The sequence below is a fragment of the Acinetobacter pengchengensis genome (assembly GCF_982235305.1).
This window is the reverse complement of record NZ_CEVATJ010000001.1, coordinates 2652156-2678057: the sequence shown is the minus strand read 5'-3', so window position 1 is coordinate 2678057 and position 25902 is coordinate 2652156. Positions and strand designations below refer to the sequence as shown.

Below are 25902 nucleotides of genomic sequence, written 5' to 3'. Positions count from 1 at the left end.
AAGTTATTAAGCTTGCTGCAGATCCATTTTCATCCTAATAAAGTTCATGCCGAGGCGAGCAGAACATGAAGCAGTCCTTATTTCAGACCTTTTGGCAAGCTGCTGTTGATCTAATGGCTGATATTTTTCGCTCTATGAACAAGGGCTTTTCTTTTCTGCTCGCAAGTCTATTGTTGTTGTGCTCATTAAGCCTGCACGCAGAAGCACCTTTACTCCCACCTGAACAAGCTTTTCAGTTTAGTGTTGAATCGGTCAATTCCCAGCAAGCCGAACTACGCTGGAACATGCCTGAACAATATTATTTGTATCAGCATCAATTTAAGGTTGAGCATGGACAGCAAATACTGGCTTTAGAGTTGCCTCCCGCAGAAGATGTCTATGATGAAAACTATGGACACACTCAGGTTTATTATCGACAAGTCAGTTTTAAAATTCCTACACAGGCTGCGCAGCGCTATCAAGTGAGTTGGCAAGGTTGTGCGCAAGATCGACTTTGCTATCCACCACAGCGCATTGAATTTCAGACCGACAGCACGGGTTTGGTGATTTTAGACAATCAAAGTGCAATACAAAAAAATCTGTGGGGCGGACACAGTAACCCACCCCAGAATGTGTTTTCGACAACTCAGAGCAACTCCACGCAAGCATCTTCAACAAGTGCTGCGATAGCGCAACCCATCACCGCACAAGATCAAATGTGGTCAGAAAAACTGGCACAAAGTTCGTTTGCTTATGGATTGCTACTGTTTTTTGGTTTAGGGATTTTATTGGCTTTTACCCCATGTTCCTTGCCGATGCTACCGATTTTGACCTCTTTGTTGGTGCGTGAACATAAAGGCGTCAAAGCGTGGACGATTGCACTGGTTTTTGTCTGTAGCATGGCAATGGTTTATGCCATATTGGGTTTAATTGCGTCATCGGCTGGTTTGAATTTTCAGCGTTGGTTGCAGCAACCTGCTACTTTAATTGCCTTTAGTTCGCTGTTTGTGCTGTTTGCCTTAAATCTGTTTGGATTGTTTGAAATCAAATTGCCACGTGCTTGGGTCAATCGACTCGATCAGGCGCAATCTATGCAAAAAGGCGGTAATTTGGCAGGTGCTGCACTCATGGGCATGTTGTCGGCACTTTTGGTCGGCCCATGTATGACTGCGCCATTGGCAGGGGCGTTATTATTTATTTCACAAACCCAAAGTCAGATGCAGGGGGCGTTGCTGCTATTTACGCTCGGTTTTGGTATGGGTACGCCGTTATTGTTGGCCAGTGTGCTTGGGGCAAAAGCTTTGCCACGCGCGGGTTTGTGGATGCATCAAGTCAAAGTGCTGTTTGCCTTTATTATGTTGGCATTGGCGTTGTATTTCATTCGTCCTTTATTGGGTGAAGCATGGATGCAATGGCTCAGTTTGGCACTTGGACTGGGTTTTGTCGGCTATGTGCTGCATCGTTTAAGTGGCTATCATGGTGCGCTGCGGGCAATTTATCTGAGCGCGTTATTGGTGGTGGTGCCGTATCTGATTTATACCCAATATCAACACAGTCAGCGTTTTTGGCAGCAGGAAAACGATACGGTCTTAGAATGGCACCGTGCAACGACTGCAACAGAGTTACAACAGTTACTCGCCCAAGCTCCGAAAAATCAGCGCATGATTATAGATGTCTATGCTGACTGGTGTGTGGCGTGCCGTCCGATTGAGCAGCAGGTATTGACATCCTCCACTGTAAAACAGGCACTTGCAGCGTTTTATTTAATTAAACTCGATTTAAGTCATTACGATGCAAGTCATCAAGCCTTGCTGAATCAATGGGAAATTTTAGGGCCACCTACTTTTTTATTTTTGGATGCACAACAACAAGAAATTCGCAGCCTACGTTTAACGGGTGCATTTAACGAAAGCACTTTGTTAAATCAACTGCAGCAACTTCAAACCACACAGGAATCATCGCCATGATGCAGCTGTACATAGCCAATAAAAATTATTCGAGTTGGTCGATGCGCCCGTGGTTAGTACTGAAGGCGTTTGACTTGCCCTTTGAAGAAATACAACTAAACTTTCCCTGCGAGCGTGGCGAGGGCGATTTTAAACAACGTGTCCTAGAAATTAACCCCAATGGTAAAGTGCCAACCTTATTAGATCGGGGTAGATTGGTTTGGGACTCTCTCGCCATTTGCGAATACTTGGCAGAGCAATATCCTGAACAGGCACTTTTGCCACGTGATGCACAGCAACGCGCTTGGGCGCGTAGCATAAGTGCAGAAATGCACAGCGGTTTTACCGATTTACGCAGTTTATGCGGCATGAATATTCGCGCCAATTTAGCAGAAGTGGGTGCAAAATTATGGCAAGAACATTCGGGTTTAAGGCAGGATGTAGCGCGCATTGAACACATTTGGGCGGAACGTCCCGCAGCAGATAGTTTCTTGTGTGGGGAGTTTAGCATTGCCGATGCGTTTTATGCCCCTGTGGTGACACGTTTTATGAGCTATGCTTTGCCTGTGAGCGTAGAAAGCCGACACTATATGCAGCGGGTAATGCAACATCCTGCCATGCAGGCTTGGGTACAGGCAGCTTTACAAGAAGCAATGTGGGTCAATTATTTAGAGCCTTATCAAAACCCAGCAAAATGACTTGGAAGAAGTGGGATTAGGAAAAATACTGCGGAAGTTTTCGTGCGTTAAAAAGGTCTTTTGTTCCAAAAATAAAACATAGTGTCTTAGTTTTCTAATTATTCTATTTTCGCTTCATGATTAAAATAGCGTTATTAAATGAATATAAGATTGGAACATCCGCATGAAAATTTTACACATCGACTCAAGTATTTTAGGTAAAAACTCAGTTTCACGTCAGTTGAGCCAAGCGATTGTGCAACAATTGACTGCAAAAAATAGCAATATACAGGTCGATTATTTAGATTTGGCACAACAGCCAATTCCACATTTAACTGCCGAAATTTTAATGGGACAAGATACAGAACAAGCGGCTTTGGGTGAGAAAATCATGCAGCAATATATTGATGCCGATGTCGTGGTGGTGGTTGCAGCCATGTATAACTTTGGTTTGTCTTCAACCTTAAAGGCAGGGATTGACCGCATTAGTGTGGCGGGAAGAACCTTTGCAATGCAAAAAATTCAGGCGATTTAACGTATCATTGCAACAAAAAAGCTCAGTGCTTTAAGGTGCTGAGCTTTTTATAAACATGGATCGGCTAAAAGAGTTGGTTAGCAAAGCCTTGTTATGGCTGAACTTAGCTTTGATCTTGCCGATGTGCAAACTCCGCCAAATCTGCCAATGCACGTTGGGCTTCTTCAAACCATGGTGAAAACATTTGAAAATTGTGCCACATACCCGTGTAGAGTTTATAATGCACTTCTACGCCTGCTTGTTCGGCTTTTTCTTTAAAACGTGTTGCATCGTCCAGCAAAATTTCTTTAGAACCAATTTGCACTAAAACTGGTGGCAATTCATGTAAATCATCAAACAATGGCGAAATTTGCGGGTCTGCCCGATCAAGTTCAGGCGGTACATAGTAATCAATACCTGTTTCCAGCGTTTCAATTGACAGCAGGGCATCATGCTTGCTGTTATAACGCAACGATTCACTGGTGAGGGTTAAATCTAAAAATGGTGACAGCAGCATTAAACTACTCACTTGCGGCAATTGCTCATCACGTATTTTTAAAGCCAATGCCAATGCTAAATTTGCACCGCAAGAATCTCCCGATAAAATAATATCTTTGGCTTGTATTCCTTGCGCCAACAGACTTTGATAGACATCAAATACAGCTTCCAAAGCATTTGGAAAAGGATGCTCAGGTGCAAGTGGATAATCGACATGAATCACTTGCATTTGGGTACGTGCCGCAACTTGACTCAAAAATGCCCGATGGGTATTTAACGAACCCAGAAAAAAAGCCCCGCCATGAATATGAAAAATGAGTTGTGTCGTAGCATTCTGTGGTTTTAATTCTTCGGCATGCAGACCTGCTAAACGAAGTGCGCGTACTTGCACCGACTTTTGCATGGGAAATAAACGACACATTTGCTCCAATGCAAAACGTACAGAATTGGGTGGTAAATTAAATTGGCTTGGTTTGCGAATGGTGGTTTTTAAAAACTGCTCTGTAATAATTTGTTTCCACATGGGGCTTATCTTCATGATTTTTCCATCTTGTTCTTTATTTGATCGGATATTTGTGTATTTACCAACATAATTTACAAGGGTACACTAAACGGTCACATTCAAAAATTGCAAATTTGTTGTGACTTTTTAATAATAAAGTTGTCTAATAGTAGACCAGGGAAACAAAACAATGAAAAAAATTGCACTTGCATTCGGGCTGTTAGGTTTAAGCGCTTTGGCCAATGCTGCAGATCCGCTTAACGGCACAGTTTGGAAAACAATTGACGACAAAACCAAACAACCCAAAGCCACGGTAAAATTTACTGAGCAAAAAAATGGAACTTTAACCGCCAGCATTCAGTCAATTTTAACGCCTGGTGAAGAAAATGCCTGTACAAAATGTGAAGGTCCGTATCACAACAAATCGCTCAAAGGTTTGACCATTGTTCGCGGTCTGAAAAATACAGGTGGCACGAGCTACGATGGTGGTTCAATCCTTGATCCCCAAACAGGTAAAACCTATAAGCTAAAAGGTAAACTTGCCGATGGTGGTAAGAAACTTGAATTGCGTGGTTTCGTTGGTGTAGCGGCATTGGGTCGTAACCAAACATGGGTTCGTGCGAACTAAGTCTGTATTCCAACCTCTGCAATTGAAATCATATTGCACTGGATGTAAAAAAACCTGCTCCATATGAGCAGGTTTTTTATTGGTATTCTTACAACTTAACCCAAAGCACGATAAGCCACTTCATCAAAACCCGCAATAAATCCTGATTCGGTTTTTAAGACAGGACGTTTAATTAAACTGGTGTGAGTGCAAAGTGCCTCAATTAAGTTGGTCTCACTGGCCAAAGCGGCTTGCTGTTCTGCTTCGCTAAGTTTGCGCCAAGTGGTGCCTTTTTTATTCAGTACCACATCTTGCCCAAGTGCATCTAACCAACTTTTGACAGTGCCGGCATCAATCCCTTGCTTTTTATAATCGTGAAACTCATAACTTAGCCCCAATTCATTGAGTAAATCGAAGGCTTTTTTCATTGAGTTGCAGTTTTTAATACCATAAATTTTTAACATATTTTTTCACGTTAATATCATCAAATTGGTTATAGCCTAGCCCAAAACAGCGTTAAGCGCTAGAAACCAGCAGTGGACAATGATTGGCTGTTTAAATTGTATGTGTCATCAATACGTCATACCAATGTCACCAAATTGACACTTGATCACTCTAAAATGGGATGCATAAGCGGAACAAAATGAAAAACTTGCTAAGAATAGACTCAAGTGAAAATAAAAAATACAGTGAAGAACAACAGTAACAGCGCAAAACAGAAAATAAGACGATAAAAAGAGAAAACCCGCATTTAATCATCCTGATTATGCGGGTCTCATTTTAACGTCCATTGTTACTTCCTTGAAACTAACCAAAACCAGTTAGTTTATTTTCCATCCTTCGGCTTCCAATCCTTTTGTGTCATCCTGACTGTCCCTTTGCCGTGATGCAATAATGCGCTGAATGGCCCTGAAGTTAAATGCACAAAGTCGACAGATTATGTGCGAATTGAACCTCAGTTAAGTGAACATGTGTTCACTCATTTAGGCAGTAAAATTTGTGTGAATAAGGGACTATTGGCAATTCGTCTATGTTTGCGACTACGCATATTTTTTAGCTGATATAAGGCATGGGACAGGAAATTTAGTCATTCTAAATGACTGGCTCATAACGCAATAGCAGCAAAAAATATGCTTGTCCTGAAAGGCTGTGGCTAAAACTTTCTCAGATTGCGTTATGAAACTTGCCAATAGTCTCGCTATTCCCTACGTTTCATGCCTGATCTGCTCAGTTTTAGCCTACAGCGCAAGCCATTTATGAAATGCCAACAGTCCCTAAATCTTATAATCAATAATTACTGGAGCATGGTCACTAAACCATTCCTCTTTATACACCCAAGCATTGACAGTACGTGCTTTCCAGTCGGGTGAACAGGCATGATAATCAATCCGCCAACCAACGTTGTTAGCACGGGCTTGCCCTCGATTTGACCACCAAGAATACAACTCTGCTTCCTGACGCACTTCACGGAAGGTATCAACATAGCCTAAATCATTATAAATATGATCTAACCATGCCCGTTCATGCGGCAAACAGCCTGAAGACTTTTGGTTGCCTGACCAGTTTTTAATATCAATACGTTTATGCACGATGTTGTAGTCGCCACAGACGATGATAGATTTATTCTCTTCACGCCACTGCTTTAGAATTTTTTGATACTCTTCTAAAAAGTGATCTTTCCGCATTTGCGCTTCTTCTCCTGAAGAGCCGGAAGGTAAATACAGTGAACAGATGTAAATTGGATGATCCAGTCCTACATCAAACTCGGCACTGATAAAACGACCTTGTGAGTCTGCCAATTCAAAACCTAAACCATTTTGCACCGAAACAAACGGCAAACGGCTATAAATGGCTGTACCTGCGTAGCCTGCGCGTTCTGCGGGGAATAGATGCGTATACCAGCCTTCGGGCTTAAACTTATCGGTCCATTGGGCGTGGGTGATACGACTTTCCTGCATGCAAACCACATCTGCTTCAGACTTTTCCAACCATTCGAGTAAGCCTTTGCTTACCGATGAACGCAACCCATTGACGTTAATTGAAACCACTCGAAGAATTTTTTGATCACTCGGATAGCTACTCTTTGGTATCATGCTCAGGTCTTACCTCAATGTATTAATTTGGAGCACCTCATGACATCGCCAGCTCAATTTAACCCGCAAGCTTTTATCGAACTCGCCTTATCACGTGGTGTGCTTAAATTTGGTGAGTTTACTTTAAAATCGGGTCGTGTGAGTCCTTATTTTTTTAACGCAGGTTTGTTGAATGACGGCGAGGCCTTATCACTATTGGCTTCAGGCTATGCAGATCAACTTATGCAATGCAAAAATGTAGATGTGATTTTCGGGCCTGCCTATAAGGGGATTCCATTTGTTGCGGCTACTGCGGTGGCTTTATCTCAAAATCATGGCGTGAGTGTGCCGTGGGGCTTTAACCGTAAAGAAGCTAAAGATCATGGCGAAGGCGGTGTGCTCGTTGGCGCTGCAGTTGAGGGTAAAAAGGTTTGGATTATTGATGATGTGATCACTGCGGGTACAGCTATTCGCGAAGTAGTCACCATTTTGAAAAATGCAGGCGCACAAATTGCGGGTGTATTGGTCGCTTTAGACCGTCAAGAAAAAGGCCAGGGCGATTTGTCTGCCATTCAGGAAGTGCAAAAAGAGCTGGAAATTCCTGTACATGCTTTGATTACCATGAAAGATTTAATGAATTATTTAGATGCCAAAGGTGAAAAAGATGCCTTGGCAAAAATGGAAGCGTACCGTGTGAAGTATGGGGTTTAAGTCTCATGAGCATTATTTGATGATCGTGTGGAACGTTGATCAATGATTTAGCTCGGAACGTGACAAATCTATAAAAAAAAGCCCAGATCGGTAGGTTTGGGTTTTTGTTTTTTTAATAATACATTGAATTATAATGAATACTTTTTTGTATCAGAACTGCATGATGTTAAGCTTAGAAAAATTAAATTTTAGTTTCTTTAGAGATCTGCGTCTATAAGAAAACAGAAGAAGGTGAACTGATCATTTTGAAGTTGGTTCGATTAGGTCGTCATTGTGAGCTGGTAATTTGAACTGTAATATTACCTAACCTGAGCTTGATTCATTCCTATTGAGCGTTCAACTAATACATCTACATCTAAGTGTATTCACTCAGTTTCCTCCTCACATTTCTTACACTCCAGCATGACTCCCAGCTTTTCCTTGCGCCCTTGTTCTGTGATTACCCACGGGCGGTTTTGCCACGGCGGATTATGCCGCACATGCTGCCCATGACCGCAGGCCAAATCTGCAACCCAATCATTTTCTTCATCTAAATGAAAGCCAATAATCGCTTGTTGCATCGCATACTCCTAAGTACATGATGATCGTGGATAAAGTGTTACGAAAATTGCAGCAAAACCAAAGCCAAACTCCGCTATACTTTTGCTTATTCAATTCTTCAAAAGAGCACCGAAATATGCGCGTACTTGTGGTGATGGACCCTATTGAAACAGTCAATCTCAAAAAAGATTCCACCATGGCAATGCTATGGGCTGCTTCACGTCGTGGGCATACCTTGGGCTATGCATTACAACAAGACTTATATATTGATCAGGGCAAGGCATTTGGTCTGATTGCACCGCTCAAAGTCTTTGAAGACTATAACCATTATTACGAATTGGGCGAAAAACGCAAAGAATCCTTAGCCGATTATGATGTCATTCTCATGCGTAAAGACCCGCCTTTTAACATGAATTTCGTTTATACCACGTATATCTTAGAGCAAGCTGAACGCGAAGGCGCATGGATCATCAACAAACCGCAAAGCTTGCGTGACTGTAATGAGAAACTGTTTGCGACCCAATTCCCAGAACTACAAGTTCCAACATTGGTTACTTCACAACAAAGCCTGATTCGTGAATTTATTCAGCAACATGGCGATGTGATTGTTAAACCGCTCGATGGTATGGGCGGCATGGGAATTTTCCGTTTGTACCAAGACGGGGTCAATATTGGCTCAACCATTGAAATTTTGACCAACAACGGTACTCAGCCCATCATGGCGCAGCGTTATATTCCAGAAATTGTAGAGGGTGATAAACGCATTCTCATGGTCAATGGCGAGCCTGTACCGTATTGTTTGGCGCGTATTCCACAAAATGGCGAAGTGCGTGGCAACCTAGCTGCAGGTGGTTTGGGCGAAGCACGTCCATTGACTGAAAATGACAAAGCCATTGCCGCCAAAGTTGGACCATTTTTACGTGAAAAAGGCTTGGTTTTTGTCGGATTAGATGTGATTGGCAACTATGTCACAGAAATTAACGTGACCAGTCCAACGTGTATTCGTGAAATTGACGCACAGTTTGGTACATCTATTGCTGATGATTTATTTGCAGTACTTGAAGCAGGTCGTCCCAACTAAATTGGGGCTTTATGCTCACTGTATCAATACAAAAGCCGTTCTCTATTTGAAAGCGGCTTTATTTTTAGAGAAGGGGGATACAAAAAACAACTTAAAACCTTTGCAAAAGAGTTCAAGTAAAGCAGCTAAAATTGAATAAAAATTAACATTATCCGTAGATTAATAATAAAACTAGTTTAAACTTGAAAATCTGTAGAAAAAAACAATCAAGCACTTGGTGAAAAAAAGTAAATAACCTTTCAAGCCCATGCGTTTGTGATTACAATTGATAGCTTATACAAGATTTTTATTTGCATTATTTTGAGTTGAAGAATTAAACCGTGACTGACGCACAGCAACAACAGCCTAAACATGTCATGATGATGGCCGCAGGTACAGGTGGACATGTTTTCCCCGCTTTGGCCGTCGCAAAACAATTACAGCAACAAGGGATTCAAGTGTCATGGTTGGCGACCCCAGTGGGCATGGAAAATCGTCTGCTTAAAAATCACAATATCCCGATTTACCAAATTAATATTCAAGGCGTGCGTGGCAACGGGTTGATCCGTAAACTGGCTGCGCCATTTAAAATTTTAGGCGCAACGCTCAGTGCCATGCGTTACATGAAACAATTAAAAGTTGATGCAGTTGCAGGTTTTGGTGGTTATGTAGCAGGGCCAGGTGGCTTGGCAGCACGCGCTTTGGGTATTCCTGTGCTGATTCACGAACAAAATGCAGTCGCGGGTTTTACCAACACTCAATTGTCACGTGTGGCAAAAACGGTGTGTCAGGCTTTTCCAAATACTTTTCCAAACAGTGACAAAATCGTTACCACAGGCAACCCTGTACGTGAAGAAATCACCGCGACCTTAAGCCCTGCATGGCGCTATCAGGAACGTGAAAAAGCAGGCTTGCCAATTCGAATTTTAATTGTGGGTGGTTCACTTGGTGCACAAGCCTTAAACGAATGTGTACCTGAAGCATTAAAGCAACTGAATGTTGCTTTAGATGTTTATCATCAATGTGGGCAAAACCATGCCGAAGCGACGCAGGCACGTTATGCGCACAAGCCTGACCATTTACAGGTTGAGGTACAGCCTTTTATTGAAGATATGGCCAAAGCCTATAGTGATGCCGATTTAATTATTTGTCGTGCGGGCGCACTTACGGTAACCGAGGTCGCGACTGCAGGTGTTGCGGCAGTATTTGTACCATTGCCTAGCGCAGTGGATGATCACCAAACTGCCAATGCCAAGTTTTTAGCCGATCTTGGTGCAGCAAAAATCTGTCCGCAAGCCAGCATGACCCCCGAAAGTTTAACAACATTATTAACCCCGTTAATGAATCGTCAATTGTTGTCTGAAATGGCGGTCAAAGCCCGTCAGCAGGCACAGCCTGATGCAACACAACACGTGGTTCGTCTTATTCAAGCTTTGTTCGAGTAAAATATGTCTCCATCTACACCCGCTGATCAAGCGAAAAAATTAATCAAAGTGCCTGAAATGCGCCGTATCAAACACATTCATTTTGTGGGTATTGGTGGCGCGGGGATGTGTGGCATTGCCGAAGTCTTGAAGAACCAAGGCTATAAAGTATCGGGTTCAGACATCAAAGCCTCAAAAACCACAGCGCAATTAGAAGAAAACGGCATCAAGGTTTATATTGGGCATGCGGCAGACCATATTAAAGGCGCAAATGTGTTGGTGGTGTCTACTGCAATTGACCAAGAAAACCCGGAAATTAAAGCAGCAATTGACACCCGTATTCCTGTGGTGCGTCGTGCTGAAATGCTGGGCGAGTTGATGCGTTATCGTCATGGTATTGCAGTGGCGGGTACACATGGCAAAACCACCACCACCAGTTTAATTACCTGTATGTTGGCCGAAGAAAACATGGATCCAACTTATGTGATTGGTGGTTTGTTAAACCGTACTGGAGTCAATGCAGCATTGGGTGCGAGCCGTTATATCGTGGCAGAAGCCGATGAATCTGATGCATCGTTCTTATTCCTAGAGCCAATGGCGGCTGTCGTGACCAATATTGATGCCGATCATATGGACACCTATGGCGGTAGTTTTGATACTTTAAAAGATACCTTCATTCAATTCTTGCACAAATTGCCATTTTACGGCTTAGCTGTCGTGTGTGGTGATGATGCCAATATCCGTGAAATTATGCCACGTATCGGGCGTCCGGTATTGACCTATGGTTTTAACGAAGACAACGATATTCGTGCCATTGATGTCGATCAAGATGGTATGCGTACACACTTTACCGTATTGCGTAAAGACCGCGAACCATTGCGCGTGACGGTGAATCAACCAGGCCTGCATAACGTATTAAATGCTTTGGCTGCAATTGGAATTGCCACCGATGAAGGCGTTTCTGATGGTGCAATTTGCCGTGCTTTAGAAGGCTTTAGCGGTGTTGGTCGTCGTTTCCAAGTACAAGGTGAGTTTGCGGTAGCAGACGGCAATGTGAAATTGGTAGATGACTACGGACATCACCCGAAAGAAGTGGAAGCCACCATTAAAGCTGCGCGTCAAAGTCATCCTGACCGCCGTTTGGTGATGTTGTTCCAACCACACCGTTTTAGTCGTACTCGTGACTGTTTTGATGACTTTGTTGAGGTGTTGTCACAAGTCGATCAATTGTTATTGTTGGATGTTTATCCTGCGGGTGAAAAACCAATTGTTGGCGCAGATAGCCGTACTTTGGCACGCAGTATTCGTTTGCGTGGTCAGGTTGAGCCAATTTTAGTCGATCCAAACGATGGCAACTTACCGAATATTGTGAAACAAGTGTTACAGGCCAATGACTTGTTATTGACCCAAGGTGCAGGTAATGTGGGGGCGATTTCAATCGAGCTTGCACAAAACCATTTGTATTTAAAATAATCACAACTTGTGATGTTTGAATTTGATCGACCAGTTTAAAGTTTAAGGATATAAACGTGTCAAATGCTTCAAAGTTCGGCAAAGTTGCCGTGTTGTTGGGTGGAAAATCTGCTGAGCGTGAGGTTTCTCTAGACAGCGGTCAAGCAGTACTCGAAGCACTGCTACGTTCAGGGGTGAATGCAGAAGCATTTGATCCACACACACGTAGTGTGACCGAATTGGTCAATTATGATCGTGCCTTTATTGTGTTACACGGGCGCGGTGGTGAAGATGGTCAAATTCAAGGTGTTTTGGAATGGTTGAATATTCCATACACGGGGACGGGCGTGCAAGGTTCAGCCATTGGCATGGACAAAGTGAAAACCAAGCAAATTTGGCAAGGTTCTGATTTGCCAACTGCGCCATACCGTATTGTTAGCAAAGATTCCAATATTGAAGACGTGGTTGCCGAGTTGGGCTTACCACTCATCATCAAGCCTGTGCATGAAGGTTCTAGTATTGGTATGAGCAAAGTCGAAAAAGTTGAAGACTTTGCCAATGCTGTAGCGAAAGCAACTGCACATGATGACATTGTCATGGCTGAAAAATGGATTACAGGACGTGAATTTACCATCGTGCTGTTAAATGGTCAGGCTTTACCGATTATTCGTTTAGAACCACCGAAAGATGTAGCATTCTATGATTATGAAGCCAAATATCAGCGTAACGATGTGCAATACGGTATTCCGTGTGGTTTAAGCGCTGTCGAAGAGCAACAGTTACAAGCTTTAGCATTGCGTGCCTTCCAAGCAGTGGGTGCAAGTGGTTGGGGGCGTATTGATGCCATGCAAGATGAAAAGGGCAATTTCTGGTTATTGGAAGTAAATACCGTACCAGGAATGACCAGCCATTCTTTAGTTCCGAAAGCGGCAAATGCAGTTGGCTATAGTTTTGATGAGCTGTGTGTGGCAATTTTGGCACAAACCCTTACAGGTGAAGCACACTAAATATGGCTCAACTTCCTGCATCCTTGCGCCGTAAACGGGCAGCGATTACCTCGATTCATGATAAACCGCCAACAGCCAAAGAAAAGCTGATCCATTTTGGCGGTTGGGTAATGCTGTGCGTTGCAGTGCTCGTGCTGGCAGTGGGTGCGTACGGGCTATATAAAGTCATGACTGATGCACAAATTGCCAAGCTAGATGTAGTGGGTACACGTTCAGATGCGGAACATCGCCAAGTGATGATGCATGTGAACCCTGTGATGACCAAGAACTATTTCACCTCTAACCTAGAGCAAATCCGCGATACCGCTTTGGAGTTGTCTTGGGTAGATCGAGTAGTGGTTTCACGCGCTTGGCCGAATGCCATTCGTGTACGGGTCATGCCGCGTCATCCAATTGCGCGTTGGGGTACAGGTCGTTTGCTCAGTGACAGCGGTGAAGTCTTTACCGAGGTCACGCCACAAAATAATCAACATTTACCGTTATTACACGGGCCAACGCATCAATCTAAAATGATGATGCGTCGTTATAATGAAATTAACCAATTATTCTTACCCGTTAACGATCGTTTAAAAGAACTATATTTAACAGAACGTATGACGTGGTTTATGCAGTTTGATTCAGGTCTACGTGTTATTGTAGATAAAGATCAAACCATGAGTAAGCTGCAGCGCTTAGGGCATCTTGCACAAAGTGATTTGAAGCCTGTATGGTCTAAAATATCCGCCATCGATTTGCGTTATCGCAATGGTTTGGCCATTCAATGGAAAAATTCAATTCCGCCAAAAATTGCAAATGGTCACTTTGTTGTAACGATTGATGACACAAGCATTGCAGAGGGAATAAGAGCAAAGCCATAATATTGGGCTTTAAAAAATAGAGGCATTAAGCCATAAATTAAACATACTGGTAATGGTAGTGAATAAATGAATGAAGCTGTTCCCTCGGTTGTTGCGATTGACATTGGGACGCACAAAGTTTCAGTTTTGATTGCTAAGGTCCATGCGCCAGACAATATCCAAGTTATTGGTATGGCCACCGCACGTAATCGAGGCATGAGTAAAGGAAAAATTGTCAGTCTCGATAAAGTGATTACTGCAATTAAAAATGCCGTGCAAGAAGCGGAAGATATGGCGGAATGCCGTGTGCATTCGGCATGGGTTTCTATTCCTAGTGCAGAGCTCAAAAGCTTCTATGCTTCAGGTCGCACACCTATTGAAAGTAGTGATCACACCATTACCACCAGTGAAGTGGTGCGCGCACTGGACTTGGCTAAAGCCAGTCACCTCACTTCAGACCATTATTTGGTGAGTGCTGTACCACTCGGTTTTGATTTAGATGATTCGGGTGAATGGGTACAAAACCCAATTCGGATGTCGGCACATAGCATGACGGGGCATTATCAATTGATGATGTTGCCGATTAGCACCATGCAAAATTTAGACCGTGCTTTAAAAGGTGCCAATATTGGCGTTGAAAAAATGGTGGTGTCGAATTTAGCCACTGCAGAAGCCAGTCTGCTCAAAGATGAAAAAGAATACGGTGTGTGTCTGGTAGATATTGGCGCAGGCACGACCAGTATTGCGGTTTATTTAGATGGACGTTTGGCCTTAGCACACACTTTGCAGCGTGGTGGTGAGCATGTTACCCGTGATATTGCAGCAGTGTTACAAACCACAACCGAAGAAGCTGAACGGATTAAGCTATTGTATGGCTGTGTAGATATGAAAGTGGTCAAACCTGATCACATGATTCAAATTCAAGGCATTGATGGGCCACAAACCATTAGCCGCATTGAATTGGCGGAAATTATTATTGCGCGTTATGAAGAAATTTTCGCACAAATTCGTCAGGAACTCGAAAAAAGCGGTGCCATTCATGGTTTGTATCATGGTGTGGTTTTGGCGGGCGATGCCTCACAAATTGAAGGTATGATCAGCTTGGTACGTCGTATGTTGGGTGTTTCGGCGCACTTGGGGAATCATCCTTCACAAGTTTATGCCGAAGAACCGCATCAGGCTGCCTTACGCCGTTCACAATATGCAACGGCTTCAGGCTTATTGCTTTATAGTCAAAACTATACTCAAGACACGATTTTAGAACATGAAGACCCTGAAACCTTATCGGTTTGGGGGCGTGTCGGACGGGCATGGTCAGGCTTGAACGAAAAGTTAAAATCTATTTTTTAGTTGAGTTTTTTTGGGAATATTGTTAGGAAGTTGTACGGATCATCGCTGGTACTTGACAAGCCAGAAGTTGAACAGCATTCTTAAAAATAATTTTTATGAAGATCAAGGCAGTATACGGGCTTAAGTGACTGCCAATAACATATTAGGAAATCTAAAGGTCATGGCCTCATTTGAATTTATAGATGATCAAACCGATAGCAACGGTCAAGCCCGTTTCACTGTGTTTGGTGTTGGTGGTGCAGGCGGTAACGCTGTGCAACACATGCTTGAGTCAGATATTCAGGGTGTAAAATTTGTTTGTGCCAATACGGACAAACAAGCACTGGATCGCATGAATTCGCAATTCAAAATCCAGCTAGGTGAGCAAAGCACACGTGGTTTAGGCGCGGGCGGTGATCCTCAAGTGGGTCAAACTGCAGCAGAAGAAAGCCGTGAGTTAATTTGTCAGCAACTTGAAGGCACAGACATGGTGTTTGTGACTGCGGGGATGGGTGGTGGCACAGGTACAGGTGCTGCGCCAGTGGTGGCTGAAATTGCCAAAGAAATGGGTATTTTGACTGTTGGTGTGGTGACTACGCCATTTAACTTTGAAGGTAAGCGTCGCTTACTTTCTGCGGAAAAAGGGATTGCGGCATTAGAGCAGCATGTAGACTCTTTAATCATTATTCCAAACCAGCGGTTAATGAAAGTTTACCGCGATATTTCTATGAAAGATGCGTATAAAAAAGCCGATGACGTTTTGTTGAACGGTGTACGCAGTATTTTTGATTTGGTGGTACGTCCGGGTCACATCAACCTAGACTTTGCTGACTTGAAAACGGCAATGAGCACGCGTGGTTATGCGATGATGGGTGTCGGTTCAGGTCGTGGTGAAAACCGTGCACGTCAAGCGGCTGAACAAGCCATTCGCAGCCCATTGCTCGATAGCGTGACCATTGCAAATGCCAAAGGCTTGTTGATTAACGTAACGGGTGGTGATGATGTGACCTTTGGTGAGATTGATGAGATTATGGAGGTAATTCATCAACTTTCAGATACCGAACAAACCCAAGTATTCTACGGTACCGTATTTGACCCTGAAGCGCGTGACGAAATCAGTGTGACTGTTATTGCTACAGGTTTGGCGCGTAACACAGGCGATACACCAGAGCCTGCTAAACGCACTGTGACACAAACAACTTCTGCAGCACCAACAGCGGCAGTGGAAGAAGATGATGTTCCTGCAATTCAGCGTCAGCAATCAGAAACTGCACCTGCAATTAGTGCGACAACAACATCAAGCTCTGCGCGTCCAACGCCGATGAGTATTCAAGACTATTTGAAAAATCAGCAGCGTAAATAAGCCAAGATACTCAATTTGATTGTGTGATCGGAAAAAGGCAGTTTTAAACTGCCTTTTTTGTTTTTTATCAATGGCTGAATATGCTAACGTATAGCGGTTTTTAAAATTTAGATGAATTGAGAACATGCTGAAACAACGTACCCTGCAACGTGTCGTCAAGGCGAGCGGTATTGGTCTGCACAGTGGTCAAAAAGTATTGATCAACTTTGTGCCGCATCATGTCGATGGGGGAATTGTGTTTCGTCGTATCGATTTAAATCCGCCTGTTGATATTCCAGCCGATGCCATGCTGATTCAAGAAGCATTTATGTGCTCGAATTTGGTTCAGGATGATGCCAAAGTTGGCACCATCGAGCATGTCATGAGTGCAATAGCAGGTTTAGGCATTGATAACTTGATTATTGAAGTGTCTGCCTCTGAAGTGCCTATTATGGATGGCAGTGCGGGGCCTTTTATTTATTTGTTGATGCAGGGCGGTTTAAAAGAACAGGAGGCTCCTAAAAAGTTCATCAAAATTTTAAAACCTGTAGAAGCATTAATTGATGATAAGCGCGCGATGTTCAGTCCGCATGAAGGTTTTCAGCTCAATTTTACTATCGACTTTGATCATCCTGCCTTTAAGAAAGAATATCAGTCTGCCACCATCGACTTTTCTACAGAAACCTTTGTCTATGAAGTGAGTGGCGCACGTACTTTTGGCTTTATGAAAGATTTGGACTATTTAAAAGCCAACAATTTGGCTTTGGGTGCGAGTTTAGATAATGCTATTGGGGTAGATGATACAGGCGTGGTCAATGAGGAAGGTTTGCGCTTCTCTGACGAGTTTGTGCGCCATAAAATTTTAGACGCTGTGGGGGATTTATACTTGCTTGGACATCAAATTATTGGCAAGTTTGATGGTTACAAGTCAGGACATGCCTTAAATAATCAGTTATTACACAATGTTCAGAGTGATCCAAGTAGTTATGAAATTGTAACATTTGATGACATAAATTCTTGCCCGATCACTTATGTGCATGTGACATAAGTCTTTGTCTTTTATTAATACGTTATAATGTAACAATAAAAATGTGCGAATTTCATCACAAAATTGAGCAGAGTTTTTTGGAGTTTTCTGCAAACAATTATTTTTTTTTGCTTGCCAAACGTAACAAAGCTTGGCTAAGCTTAGGGTCGCTCACAAAGTCAGCAGCACCTCGTAACATATCTTGAGTTTCTGGACTAAGTGTTCTTAAAGGCTTTTCGCATTTTGGGGGCGTTTGAGATTCAACTCTTAAACGAACTTGGATTTTTTGTAAGTCTTTAAGCTCATGCAGTTGTGACAATTGAGTAATGTATTGCTTTTGCAAATAAGCAAGTTGACTCACCATCGCCTGATTGGTTCCGGTAATGGTTAAGACACCTTGTTGATAACAAACCACCTGCCATTGCTCTGGTTGCGGCAGTAAAGGTTGAATAAGTTTGCCAAGTTTCTGCCATGCGGCAACTTGGTTTGATAGAAACGTTAGGTTTCCTGTTTTTATGTGTTTTCTTGTTTGTTGAAAGAGATTCACAGGTTCGGACATACATCATTCCTTCATGGTTATGCCCTAATCTTATGCCTTCCTTTCAGTAGATATCAAGGAAGAGATCACAAGGAACTTCAAGTAAGAACAGTTAAGAGGTTTTTTTATGCATTCGCGCCGTATTTTATTAGCGTTTTCACTGGCAGCTTCGGCAGCATCTGTCGCATTTGCTGATTTAGTTGAGTTAGATTCTCAAAGTTCATCAACTGACCGTATTGAGCAATTAACCCGTACCTTGTCACAGGGTTCTTATACAGAAATACAAGATATTGACATTCCTGCACAAACGCAGATGACAGTTAAATTGCGTGAAAAAACTACAGAATTAAATAACGCCTCTTTAGCCCAAAAATATGGTTCTAATACCAGTACCCGTTTTGCTTCTTCAAATCCTTATTCGTGGTTAGTATCACATCCTTTACCGAATGCACGCGTTAGCTCGACCTATGGCGGTCGTGTCATGAGTGGTCGTGCTGAAAACCACTCAGGTTTAGACCTTGCTGCACCAAGTGGTACACCAATTTATGCGACTGGTCCAGGTATTGTAACCAAGTCAGGTTGGGGCACAGGTTATGGTCAATATGTAGAAATTAACCATGGTAATGGTTATATCACGCGTTACGCACACGCTTCACGTTTAATTGCACGTGTAGGTGACCGCGTCGAAGCAGGTGAACATATTGCTAACGTGGGTTGTACAGGTCGTTGTACAGGTCCACACTTACATTATGAAGTCGTGAAAGATGGTCAACGTAAGAACCCATCAACCTATTTAGCAATGTTGCCGTAATGTTTTGGCTAGAAATTTATGTTCTAGCCACATTCACTGTAAAGTACTCACTACAAATTCAAACATGAAATTAAAGCGGGAAATGTCGCTTTTGTTTATACTCAGGTTTTTGCTTTGAGCAAAATTCAGTGAAACTTTTTAGACTTCAACTTATCACTTAAAAAAATAATAACACGCAGTATATGCTGTATTGTATAAAAAACCGCCTAAATTGGCGGTTTTTTGTTATTTGCTGTAAGGGAATGTCAATTACTATTTATTTTCTAAATAGTATGTAGGATACGCATTTAAGATTAGCCATAACTACTAAAGTCTAAATTATGATACATATAAAGCATACGATTAGGCTTAGGAATAGTGAATTATGGCGTTTTATGGTGATACGGACTCACAAGAAACCCAAGAATGGCAAGATGCCTTTGATGCTGTGTTACAACATATGGGTACTGAACGGGCAGCATTTTTACTCGAAAAACTGTACCAACGTGCAATTGCAAAACATGTACCCATTCAGCGATTAAATACTCCCTACCTCAATACTATTTCAGTGGAAGAACAACCTGCCATGCCTGGCGATCCGGATATGGAGCGCCGTATTCGTGCCTTGATTCGCTGGAATGCGTTGGCAATGGTATTGCGTGCCAATAAAACAGGTGATGATTTAGGTGGTCACCTTGCAAGTTTTGCATCTTCAGCAACATTGTATGATGTTGGTTTTAATCATTTTTTTCGTGCCAATAGTGATCACTTTGGTGGTGACATGATCTACTATCAGGGTCATTGTGCACCAGGTATTTATGCCCGTTCATATTTAGAAGGGCGTTTAACTGAAGATCAATTGAATAATTTCCGCCGCGAAGTGGGCGGTAACGGTTTACCTAGCTATCCACATCCTTATTTAATGCCTGACTATTGGCAGTTCCCAACAGTATCAATGGGTCTGGGTCCAATCATGTCAATTTATCAGGCGCATATTCAAAAATATTTAATGAACCGCGGTTTGATTAAAGAAGAAGATCGTAAAGTCTGGGCATTTCTGGGCGATGGAGAAATGGATGAGCCAGAAAGTCTGGGGGCGATTTCACTCGCAGGTCGTGAAAAGCTAGATAACCTGATTTGGGTGGTCAACTGTAACTTACAGCGTTTAGATGGGCCTGTACGTGGTAACGGTAAAATCATTCAAGAACTTGAATCATTATTCCGTGGTGCAGGTTGGCGCGTGATTAAAGTAGTTTGGGGGCGTCATTGGGATGCTTTATTGGACAAAGATGATACAGGTGCATTAAAAGCCATCATGGAAGAAGCGGTCGATGGTGATTATCAGCGTTTACAAGTGAAAGGCGGTGCATACGCCCGTGAGAAATTCTTTGGTAAATATCCTGAAGCCAAAGAATTGATCAAAGATTTAAGCGATGAAGATATTGATAACCTGAACCGTGGTGGTCACGATCCGTATAAAGTGTTTGCGGCGTATGCTGAAGCATGTAAGGCCAAAGGTCAGCCAACGGTCATTTTAGCCAAAACGGTCAAAGGTTATGGTTTGTCGGATGAAATTGAAGCGGTGAACAAAACCCACCAAATCAAAAAAATGCAGTTGGATTCTTTAAAATATGTGCGTGACCGCTTTAACTTGCCATTCAGCGATGAGCAACTTGAGGAAGTGCCATTCTATCGTCCAAGTGAAAACTCGCCTGAATTAAAATATATGAAAGCGCGTCGTGAAGCGTTGGGCGGTTATTTGCCTGCGCGCCGTAAAGACAGCGAAGCTTTACAAATTCCTGAATTATCAGTTTTCGATTCAGTTTTGGCGGGTTCAGGTGGCAAAGAACAATCGACCACGATGGTGATGGTGCGTTTGATTTCAGCCTTGCTCAAAGAAAAAGCCATTAAAGACCGTGTGGTACCGATTGTACCTGATGAAGCACGTACTTTCGGTTTAGAAGGCATGTTCCGTCAATTGGGTATTTATGCCGCGCATGGGCAAAAATACACCCCAGAAGACCAAGAACAGTTGATGCATTATCGTGAAGCCAAAGACGGTCACATGCTGCAAGAGGGCATTAATGAAGCAGGTGCAATGAGTGCTTGGGCAGCTTTGGGTACCAGTTATTCAACCAATAACTTACCAATGATTCCAATGTACATGTACTACTCCATGTTTGGTTTTCAGCGTATTGGCGATATCGCATGGGCAGCAGGTGATGCACAGGCGCAAGGTTTCTTGTTGGGTGCCACTGCAGGACGTACCACACTCAATGGTGAAGGTTTACAACACCAAGATGGTCACTCGCATATTTTAGCCAATACCATTCCAAACTGTGTGTCCTATGACCCATGTTTTGGTTATGAGCTTGCCGTGATTGTGCATGATGGTTTACAGCGCATGTATGTCAATCAGGAGCGCGTGTTCTATTACCTCACTGTCATGAATGAAAACTACGAGCATCCTGAAATGCCGCAAGGTGTGGAAGAAGGCATTAAGCGCGGTATGTATTTACTGCAGGAAGATGAAAAAGCCACGGTTCAATTGTTGGGTTCAGGTGTAATTCTGCGTGAAGTCATTAAAGCGGCGAAAATTTTGCGTGAAGAGTATCAAATTCACTCGAATGTCTACAGTGTGACCAGTTTCAACGAATTGGCGCGTGATGGTATGGCGTGTGAAGAGTACAACCGTTTGCATCCATTGGCCGAAGAAAGCAAAGAGCCTTGGGTTTCACAACAGTTACGTGGCAAAGACGGCATTGTAGTGTCTGCAACCGATCACATGCGCGCCTATAGCGAGCAAATTCGCGGTTACTTGCCAGACAACCGTCCATTTGTTGCCTTAGGTACCGATGGTTATGGTCGTTCCGATACCCGCGGTAACTTGCGTAGCTACTTTGGGGTCGATGCTGCACACATTGTGGTAGCAACCTTGAAAAAACTGGCTGATGAAGGCGAAGTCGATGCACGCTTAGTCAAAGATGCAATCTCGACATTTGAGTTAGATACAGATCGTCCTGTCGCGTGGGCACCGCAAGCGGTTCCTGAAGTACAAGCGGTTGCTGACTACAAAGAGGAGCACTGATCATGCAAATTCAAACGCCTGATATTGGTGTCGATAAAGCCACTGTTGCAGATATTCTTGTCAAAGTTGGCGACACGATTGCAGTTGATGACAGCATTGTCCTATTGGAATCAGACAAAGCTTCTGTTGAAGTACCCAGCACCGCTGCAGGAGTAGTGAAAAGCATTTTGGTACAACAAGGCGATGAAGTGACTGAAGGTGCAGTACTGATTGAGTTAGAAACTGAAGTTCAATCTGCAGCTGTTACAGAAGTTGCTGCACCGCAAATCGAAGTAGATGCTGCACCAAAGCAAGATGCTGAACCAGTAGTTGCTGCTGCGCCAAGCTCAGTTGTATCAAACACTGCACAAGAAGTAGATGTAAAAGTACCTGACATTGGCGTGGAAAAAGCTGTTGTTGGGGAAATTCTAGTAAAAGTCGGCGATGTGATTGATGTTGATCAAAGCCTTATTGTAGTAGAGTCGGACAAAGCCACAGTAGAAGTGCCTAGTACGGTGTCGGGTACAGTCACTGCCATCCAAATCAATACGGGAGATACCGTAAAAGAAGGTGTGGTGATTCTGAAAGTGAAAACTGCCACATCTAGCGCAGTCACACAGATGGAAACACCTCAATCAGTACCAGTAGAAGAGGCTGTCGCACCAGTGAGTGCAGCAACAAGTGCATCGGCACCACAAACTACAGCATCAGCTCAGGTTGAAGTTGCAGTACCTGATTTAGGGGTCGATAAAGCCACAGTGGCAGAAATTTTAGTACAAGTAGGCGATACAGTTGCCGCTGACCAAAGTTTGATTGTGGTGGAATCAGACAAAGCCACAGTTGAAGTGCCAAGTACTACTGCAGGCGTGATTCAAGCCATCCACGTGGAATTAGGACAAAGTGTTGCGCAGGGCAATGCCTTAGTGACAATAGTGACTGCAGATGCAGCTGCACCAACAGCAGTTTCGGCAGCCCAAGTTGCCTCTGTACCAAGTGCATCGCCAGCAGTCAGCGCTGCATCTACAGCACAAACCACGACAGTTGCAGCAAATGCGTATACGAATGTAGACAAACTGAGCAAGGCACAACATGAAGCCAATGCAAAAGTGTATGCAGGTCCTGCTGTGCGTAAACTGGCACGTGAGTTAGGTGTCGTTTTAGCCGATGTAAAGGCTACTGGCCCACATGCACGTGTACTCAAAGAAGACTTGAAGGCTTATGTTAAAGCGCGTCTTACTGCGCCGCAGACTGCTCCTGTGGCTGCTACAACGCAGCAAGTTACAGGTTTGCCAAAGCTGCCTGACTTTAGTGCATTTGGTGGTGTTGAAGAAAAAGGTTTGACGCGTTTACAACAAGTGTCAATTCCGCAATTGTCCCTGAACAATTACATTCCACAAGTCACGCAATTTGATTTGGCCGATATTACTGAGCTAGAAGCATGGCGTGGTGAATTAAAAGCCAACTTCAAAAAAGAAGGTGTCAGCCTGACCATTTTGGCGTTCATTGCTAAAGCTGTGGCGCATTTGCTGAAAGATGAGCCGTATTTTGCTGCACATTTGGCAGACGATCAAAAATCGGTACTGTTACGTAAAGAAATCCACATGGGCATAGCCGTAGCAACCCCTGATGGTTTAACCGTGCCTGTGCTACGCAATCCAGATCAGAAATCGATTAAACAAATTGCGATTGAACTGGGCGAGCTCAGCCAAAAAGCGCGTGATAAAAAGTTGTCGCCTAAAGATTTACAAGGCGCAAACTTTACCATCACCAGTTTAGGTTCGATTGGCGGTACGGCATTTACGCCATTGGTGAACTGGCCGCAGGTTGCGATTTTGGGTATTTCACCTGCCACCATGCAGCCTGTCTGGAATGGTGAAAGTTTTGATCCGCGCTTGATGTTGCCGTTGTCATTGTCGTATGACCATCGGGTGATTAATGGCGCAGATGCAGCACGTTTTACCCATAAACTGACCCAATTATTGGCTGATATTCGTAGCTTACTGCTCTAAATTCAGAAAAGCTTTACAAAACCCTGCTGCGGCAGGGTTTTTTGTCAGTGCCGTTACTCGGCTAAATTTGCTTAAGCGCAGTATTCCGTTTAGAATAGCTTTACTTCATTGGGGAGTAGCCGCTTTTTACTGATTTCTGTTTAAACTAGATTAAGTAAAAAGGTGATGGTCAACATATTTGTTCCACAGAACATGGTCATCATAGCAAAGAACCAAGTCAGCTTTTTCAAGCTTTCTTTTGTTGGCAAGACCTTTGATTTATCACTCTGCAGATTTTGGCTAGCAGGAGGGATAGGTCATTGGTATGTGTGCTAGCCAGAGAAAACATCATGTATGAATTCCTCATCTCGACTGCCATTGTCGCCTTAGCCGAAATGGGTGATAAAACCCAACTATTGGCTTTATTACTTGCGGCACGTTTTCGTAAACCTGCTCCAATCTTGGTTGCTATTTTACTGGCAACACTCATTAATCACGGACTTTCTGCAGTTTTGGGGCAGTGGATTACCACGGTACTTAGCCCAGAAATTTTATTGTGGATTTTATCTTTAGGTTTTATTGGCATGGCGATTTGGATGCTTATTCCAGACCAATTGGATGATGAAACTGAAAGCATCAACAAGTGGCAAAAATACGGGGTGTTTGGCGCGACCTTTGTGTTGTTTTTTTTGGCAGAAATTGGTGATAAAACTCAAATTGCCACCGTGGCTTTAGCGGCGCGTTATGACAGCGTGTTTTGGGTCATGCTTGGAACCACTTTGGGAATGATGCTGGCCAATGCACCTGCGGTATTTATTGGTAATAAATTAGCGACCCGATTGCCAATTGCTTTAATCCATAAAATCGGTGCCTTGATCTTCTTGATTATTGGTGTGTCGACTTTGGCGCAACATTATTTATTCTAAACTATTCATTAAAATGCATAAATCCCGAGTGAGTTGCTTGGGATTTATTTATGTGCGTCGTGCTGCAATTTACTGATATTTCAGATAATCCAAGCTATTTTATTTATTGTAACTTCGCATAAATAGCTATATGTTATTCAGTCATAGAAATGTATTTTTTAAATGAAAAATTGGGGTTTGGTTATGGCATTTGACCGTACAACATCGCAGGTCTTATTTGATAATGGGACACATAAATGTATTAGTTTTACCAGTTTGGTCAAAGGTGAAGGTGTTCAGGCCAACCAATTTCTGATTATTGATAATAACCGTGCTGCAGTGCTAGACCCGGGTGGCGACCTGACCTATGTGCCACTGACCATGGAATTAAACAAATATACCCGTTTAACCAATCTTGATTATGTCATGGCATCGCACCAAGACCCAGACATCATCACTTCAATGCCGCGTTGGTTGGTCTATACCGAAGCAAAAATCGTAGCATCAAAATTGTGGGCGCGTTTCTTGCCGCACTTAAGCTCATCTTTTATGAGTGATCGTATGAAAGGCAACTGGCTAGATCGTTTGGTGGAACTGCCAGATGAAGGTCAAGCGATTCCTTTGGGTGAGTCTAAAATTATAGCTGTGCCTGCGCACTTCTTGCACTCTGTCGGTAATTTCCAGTTTTATGATCCTATTGCTAAAATTTTATTTTCTGGCGATATGGGTGCATCGATGGTAGAAGATGCTTCAATTCCATTGACTGATTTTGCTGCGCATATTCCTACTATGAAAGGCTTCCATCAGCGGTATATGTGTTCCAATAAAGTGATTCGCCTATGGGTGAATATGGTGCGCAGCATGGACGTTGAAATGATTGTGCCGCAACACGGTACACCATTTGTGGGTAAAGAACAGGTGAATCAATTCCTAGACTGGATTGAAACATTGGAATGTGGCGTCGATTTGATGGATGAGCACGTGTTTAGCTGCCCCGAATAAGCAACAAAAAAAGCTGAAAAAACTGTAAAAAAAACTTGAGTGCAAAAACAACTTTTTTTAAGATTTTCTCCCAAAAACGATTTTTTTGA

22 protein-coding genes, 1 pseudogene and 1 riboswitch are annotated in these 25902 nt (G+C 43.1%); of the genes and pseudogenes, 18 read left to right on the top strand and 5 right to left on the bottom strand.

From position 1 onward, the window contains the following. The first annotated feature begins 134 nt into the window (after positions 1 to 134). The 3 genes and pseudogenes from dsbD to AC0T5Z_RS12975 all read left to right on the top strand — a co-directional run. The gene (dsbD, locus tag AC0T5Z_RS12985) at positions 135 to 1946 is read left to right on the top strand and encodes a protein-disulfide reductase DsbD (RefSeq protein ID WP_435337051.1); all 1812 of its coding nucleotides are present in this window, start codon (positions 135 to 137) and stop codon (positions 1944 to 1946) included. After that, positions 1943 to 2623 carry a glutathione S-transferase family protein gene (locus tag AC0T5Z_RS12980; protein WP_435337037.1) on the top strand — a complete coding sequence of 227 codons (681 nt, stop codon included), beginning with the start codon at positions 1943 to 1945 and terminating at the stop codon, positions 2621 to 2623. The genes dsbD and AC0T5Z_RS12980 overlap by 4 nt, the downstream gene beginning before the upstream one ends. 163 nt (positions 2624 to 2786) lie before the next feature. After that, positions 2787 to 3110, top strand: a pseudogene (locus AC0T5Z_RS12975) (NAD(P)H-dependent oxidoreductase); the annotation flags it as partial. A 130-nt stretch (positions 3111 to 3240) separates the two neighbouring features. On the opposite strand, the gene AC0T5Z_RS12970 reads toward AC0T5Z_RS12975, so the two are convergent. Continuing rightward, positions 3241 to 4152, bottom strand: coding sequence for an alpha/beta hydrolase (locus tag AC0T5Z_RS12970; RefSeq protein ID WP_435337038.1), 912 nt, complete (start codon positions 4150 to 4152; stop codon positions 3241 to 3243). A gap of 154 nt (positions 4153 to 4306) precedes the next feature. On the opposite strand from AC0T5Z_RS12970, the gene AC0T5Z_RS12965 reads away from it, so the two are divergent. Beyond that, positions 4307 to 4744 carry a DUF2147 domain-containing protein gene (locus AC0T5Z_RS12965; protein WP_291334259.1) on the top strand — a complete coding sequence of 146 codons (438 nt, stop codon included), beginning with the start codon at positions 4307 to 4309 and terminating at the stop codon, positions 4742 to 4744. Between the two features lie 95 nt (positions 4745 to 4839). Here AC0T5Z_RS12965 and AC0T5Z_RS12960 read toward each other — a convergent pair whose 3' ends face one another. Together AC0T5Z_RS12960 and AC0T5Z_RS12955 are read right to left on the bottom strand one after the other, a co-directional pair. Then, entirely contained in the window at positions 4840 to 5187 is a 348-nt protein-coding gene (locus AC0T5Z_RS12960) for a Spx/MgsR family RNA polymerase-binding regulatory protein (RefSeq protein WP_291334260.1), read from the bottom strand. An 810-nt stretch (positions 5188 to 5997) separates the two neighbouring features. After that, positions 5998 to 6816: an exodeoxyribonuclease III gene (locus AC0T5Z_RS12955; RefSeq protein ID WP_291334261.1), complete on the bottom strand. Its 819-nt coding sequence runs from the start codon at positions 6814 to 6816 to the stop codon at positions 5998 to 6000. A gap of 39 nt (positions 6817 to 6855) precedes the next feature. Here AC0T5Z_RS12955 and pyrE point away from each other — a divergent pair, with 39 nt between their 5' ends. Then, positions 6856 to 7506, top strand: coding sequence for an orotate phosphoribosyltransferase (gene pyrE, locus AC0T5Z_RS12950; RefSeq protein ID WP_291334262.1), 651 nt, complete (start codon positions 6856 to 6858; stop codon positions 7504 to 7506). A 365-nt stretch (positions 7507 to 7871) separates the two neighbouring features. Here pyrE and AC0T5Z_RS12945 read toward each other — a convergent pair whose 3' ends face one another. Next, positions 7872 to 8066 (bottom strand): DUF3565 domain-containing protein, encoded by a 195-nt coding sequence (locus AC0T5Z_RS12945; RefSeq protein WP_070155853.1) that lies wholly within the window; start codon positions 8064 to 8066, stop codon positions 7872 to 7874. Positions 8067 to 8182: 116 nt separating this feature from the next. Between AC0T5Z_RS12945 and gshB the strand changes: the two genes are divergently transcribed. From gshB to lpxC, 8 genes are all read left to right on the top strand, one after another. Next, positions 8183 to 9127: a glutathione synthase gene (gene gshB / locus AC0T5Z_RS12940; RefSeq protein WP_291334263.1), complete on the top strand. Its 945-nt coding sequence runs from the start codon at positions 8183 to 8185 to the stop codon at positions 9125 to 9127. A 320-nt stretch (positions 9128 to 9447) separates the two neighbouring features. Next, positions 9448 to 10551 (top strand): undecaprenyldiphospho-muramoylpentapeptide beta-N-acetylglucosaminyltransferase, encoded by a 1104-nt coding sequence (murG, locus tag AC0T5Z_RS12935; RefSeq protein WP_291334264.1) that lies wholly within the window; start codon positions 9448 to 9450, stop codon positions 10549 to 10551. A gap of 3 nt (positions 10552 to 10554) precedes the next feature. Then, a complete protein-coding gene (murC, locus tag AC0T5Z_RS12930; protein ID WP_291334265.1) occupies positions 10555 to 12003 on the top strand; it encodes a UDP-N-acetylmuramate--L-alanine ligase in 1449 nt (482 codons plus the stop codon). Positions 12004 to 12059: 56 nt separating this feature from the next. Next, on the top strand, positions 12060 to 12989 hold the full coding sequence (locus AC0T5Z_RS12925) for a D-alanine--D-alanine ligase (protein ID WP_291334266.1): 930 nt from the start codon (positions 12060 to 12062) through the stop codon (positions 12987 to 12989). A 2-nt stretch (positions 12990 to 12991) separates the two neighbouring features. Further along, entirely contained in the window at positions 12992 to 13846 is an 855-nt protein-coding gene (locus AC0T5Z_RS12920; RefSeq protein WP_291334267.1) for a cell division protein FtsQ/DivIB, read from the top strand. Positions 13847 to 13912: 66 nt separating this feature from the next. Continuing rightward, on the top strand, positions 13913 to 15175 hold the full coding sequence (ftsA, locus tag AC0T5Z_RS12915) for a cell division protein FtsA (RefSeq protein WP_291334268.1): 1263 nt from the start codon (positions 13913 to 13915) through the stop codon (positions 15173 to 15175). A gap of 160 nt (positions 15176 to 15335) precedes the next feature. Further along, positions 15336 to 16517 (top strand): cell division protein FtsZ, encoded by a 1182-nt coding sequence (gene ftsZ / locus AC0T5Z_RS12910; RefSeq protein WP_291334269.1) that lies wholly within the window; start codon positions 15336 to 15338, stop codon positions 16515 to 16517. Between the two features lie 124 nt (positions 16518 to 16641). After that, positions 16642 to 17544 carry a UDP-3-O-acyl-N-acetylglucosamine deacetylase gene (gene lpxC / locus AC0T5Z_RS12905; RefSeq protein ID WP_291334270.1) on the top strand — a complete coding sequence of 301 codons (903 nt, stop codon included), beginning with the start codon at positions 16642 to 16644 and terminating at the stop codon, positions 17542 to 17544. Between the two features lie 97 nt (positions 17545 to 17641). On the opposite strand, the gene AC0T5Z_RS12900 is transcribed toward lpxC, so the two are convergent. Beyond that, positions 17642 to 18082, bottom strand: coding sequence for a DciA family protein (locus tag AC0T5Z_RS12900; RefSeq protein WP_291334271.1), 441 nt, complete (start codon positions 18080 to 18082; stop codon positions 17642 to 17644). A 106-nt stretch (positions 18083 to 18188) separates the two neighbouring features. Here AC0T5Z_RS12900 and AC0T5Z_RS12895 point away from each other — a divergent pair, with 106 nt between their 5' ends. From AC0T5Z_RS12895 to AC0T5Z_RS12875, 5 genes are all read left to right on the top strand, one after another. Next, complete coding sequence (locus AC0T5Z_RS12895) at positions 18189 to 18872, top strand: M23 family metallopeptidase (RefSeq protein WP_291334272.1); 684 nt, start codon at positions 18189 to 18191, stop codon at positions 18870 to 18872. A gap of 364 nt (positions 18873 to 19236) precedes the next feature. Beyond that, positions 19237 to 21939 (top strand): pyruvate dehydrogenase (acetyl-transferring), homodimeric type, encoded by a 2703-nt coding sequence (aceE, locus tag AC0T5Z_RS12890; RefSeq protein ID WP_291334273.1) that lies wholly within the window; start codon positions 19237 to 19239, stop codon positions 21937 to 21939. Positions 21940 to 21941: 2 nt separating this feature from the next. Further along, positions 21942 to 23927, top strand: coding sequence for a 2-oxo acid dehydrogenase subunit E2 (locus AC0T5Z_RS12885; protein WP_473786286.1), 1986 nt, complete (start codon positions 21942 to 21944; stop codon positions 23925 to 23927). A 98-nt stretch (positions 23928 to 24025) separates the two neighbouring features. Further along, a riboswitch (yybP-ykoY riboswitch) is annotated at positions 24026 to 24186 on the top strand. A 70-nt stretch (positions 24187 to 24256) separates the two neighbouring features. Then, positions 24257 to 24832, top strand: coding sequence for a TMEM165/GDT1 family protein (locus AC0T5Z_RS12880; RefSeq protein WP_004974251.1), 576 nt, complete (start codon positions 24257 to 24259; stop codon positions 24830 to 24832). Between the two features lie 183 nt (positions 24833 to 25015). After that, complete coding sequence (locus AC0T5Z_RS12875) at positions 25016 to 25813, top strand: oxygen-binding di-iron domain-containing protein (protein ID WP_435337052.1); 798 nt, start codon at positions 25016 to 25018, stop codon at positions 25811 to 25813. Positions 25814 to 25902: the final 89 nt, after the last annotated feature.

What these genes read in the sequence shown, in the direction of transcription:
- ftsA (WP_291334268.1), top strand. Translation starts at nt 13,913, where the DNA reads ATGAATGAAGCTGTTCCCTCGGTTGTTGCGATTGACATTGGGACGCAC.
- murC (WP_291334265.1), top strand. Translation starts at nt 10,555, where the DNA reads ATGTCTCCATCTACACCCGCTGATCAAGCGAAAAAATTAATCAAAGTG.
- AC0T5Z_RS12875 (WP_435337052.1), top strand. Translation starts at nt 25,016, where the DNA reads ATGGCATTTGACCGTACAACATCGCAGGTCTTATTTGATAATGGGACA.
- AC0T5Z_RS12945 (WP_070155853.1), bottom strand. Translation starts at nt 8,066, where the DNA reads ATGCAACAAGCGATTATTGGCTTTCATTTAGATGAAGAAAATGATTGG.
- gshB (WP_291334263.1), top strand. Translation starts at nt 8,183, where the DNA reads ATGCGCGTACTTGTGGTGATGGACCCTATTGAAACAGTCAATCTCAAA.
- AC0T5Z_RS12900 (WP_291334271.1), bottom strand. Translation starts at nt 18,082, where the DNA reads ATGTCCGAACCTGTGAATCTCTTTCAACAAACAAGAAAACACATAAAA.
- dsbD (WP_435337051.1), top strand. Translation starts at nt 135, where the DNA reads ATGAACAAGGGCTTTTCTTTTCTGCTCGCAAGTCTATTGTTGTTGTGC.
- AC0T5Z_RS12970 (WP_435337038.1), bottom strand. Translation starts at nt 4,152, where the DNA reads ATGAAGATAAGCCCCATGTGGAAACAAATTATTACAGAGCAGTTTTTA.
- AC0T5Z_RS12955 (WP_291334261.1), bottom strand. Translation starts at nt 6,816, where the DNA reads ATGATACCAAAGAGTAGCTATCCGAGTGATCAAAAAATTCTTCGAGTG.
- AC0T5Z_RS12980 (WP_435337037.1), top strand. Translation starts at nt 1,943, where the DNA reads ATGATGCAGCTGTACATAGCCAATAAAAATTATTCGAGTTGGTCGATG.
- lpxC (WP_291334270.1), top strand. Translation starts at nt 16,642, where the DNA reads ATGCTGAAACAACGTACCCTGCAACGTGTCGTCAAGGCGAGCGGTATT.
- AC0T5Z_RS12920 (WP_291334267.1), top strand. Translation starts at nt 12,992, where the DNA reads ATGGCTCAACTTCCTGCATCCTTGCGCCGTAAACGGGCAGCGATTACC.
- AC0T5Z_RS12895 (WP_291334272.1), top strand. Translation starts at nt 18,189, where the DNA reads ATGCATTCGCGCCGTATTTTATTAGCGTTTTCACTGGCAGCTTCGGCA.
- AC0T5Z_RS12880 (WP_004974251.1), top strand. Translation starts at nt 24,257, where the DNA reads ATGTATGAATTCCTCATCTCGACTGCCATTGTCGCCTTAGCCGAAATG.
- aceE (WP_291334273.1), top strand. Translation starts at nt 19,237, where the DNA reads ATGGCGTTTTATGGTGATACGGACTCACAAGAAACCCAAGAATGGCAA.
- AC0T5Z_RS12885 (WP_473786286.1), top strand. Translation starts at nt 21,942, where the DNA reads ATGCAAATTCAAACGCCTGATATTGGTGTCGATAAAGCCACTGTTGCA.
- AC0T5Z_RS12965 (WP_291334259.1), top strand. Translation starts at nt 4,307, where the DNA reads ATGAAAAAAATTGCACTTGCATTCGGGCTGTTAGGTTTAAGCGCTTTG.
- AC0T5Z_RS12960 (WP_291334260.1), bottom strand. Translation starts at nt 5,187, where the DNA reads ATGTTAAAAATTTATGGTATTAAAAACTGCAACTCAATGAAAAAAGCC.
- ftsZ (WP_291334269.1), top strand. Translation starts at nt 15,336, where the DNA reads ATGGCCTCATTTGAATTTATAGATGATCAAACCGATAGCAACGGTCAA.
- pyrE (WP_291334262.1), top strand. Translation starts at nt 6,856, where the DNA reads ATGACATCGCCAGCTCAATTTAACCCGCAAGCTTTTATCGAACTCGCC.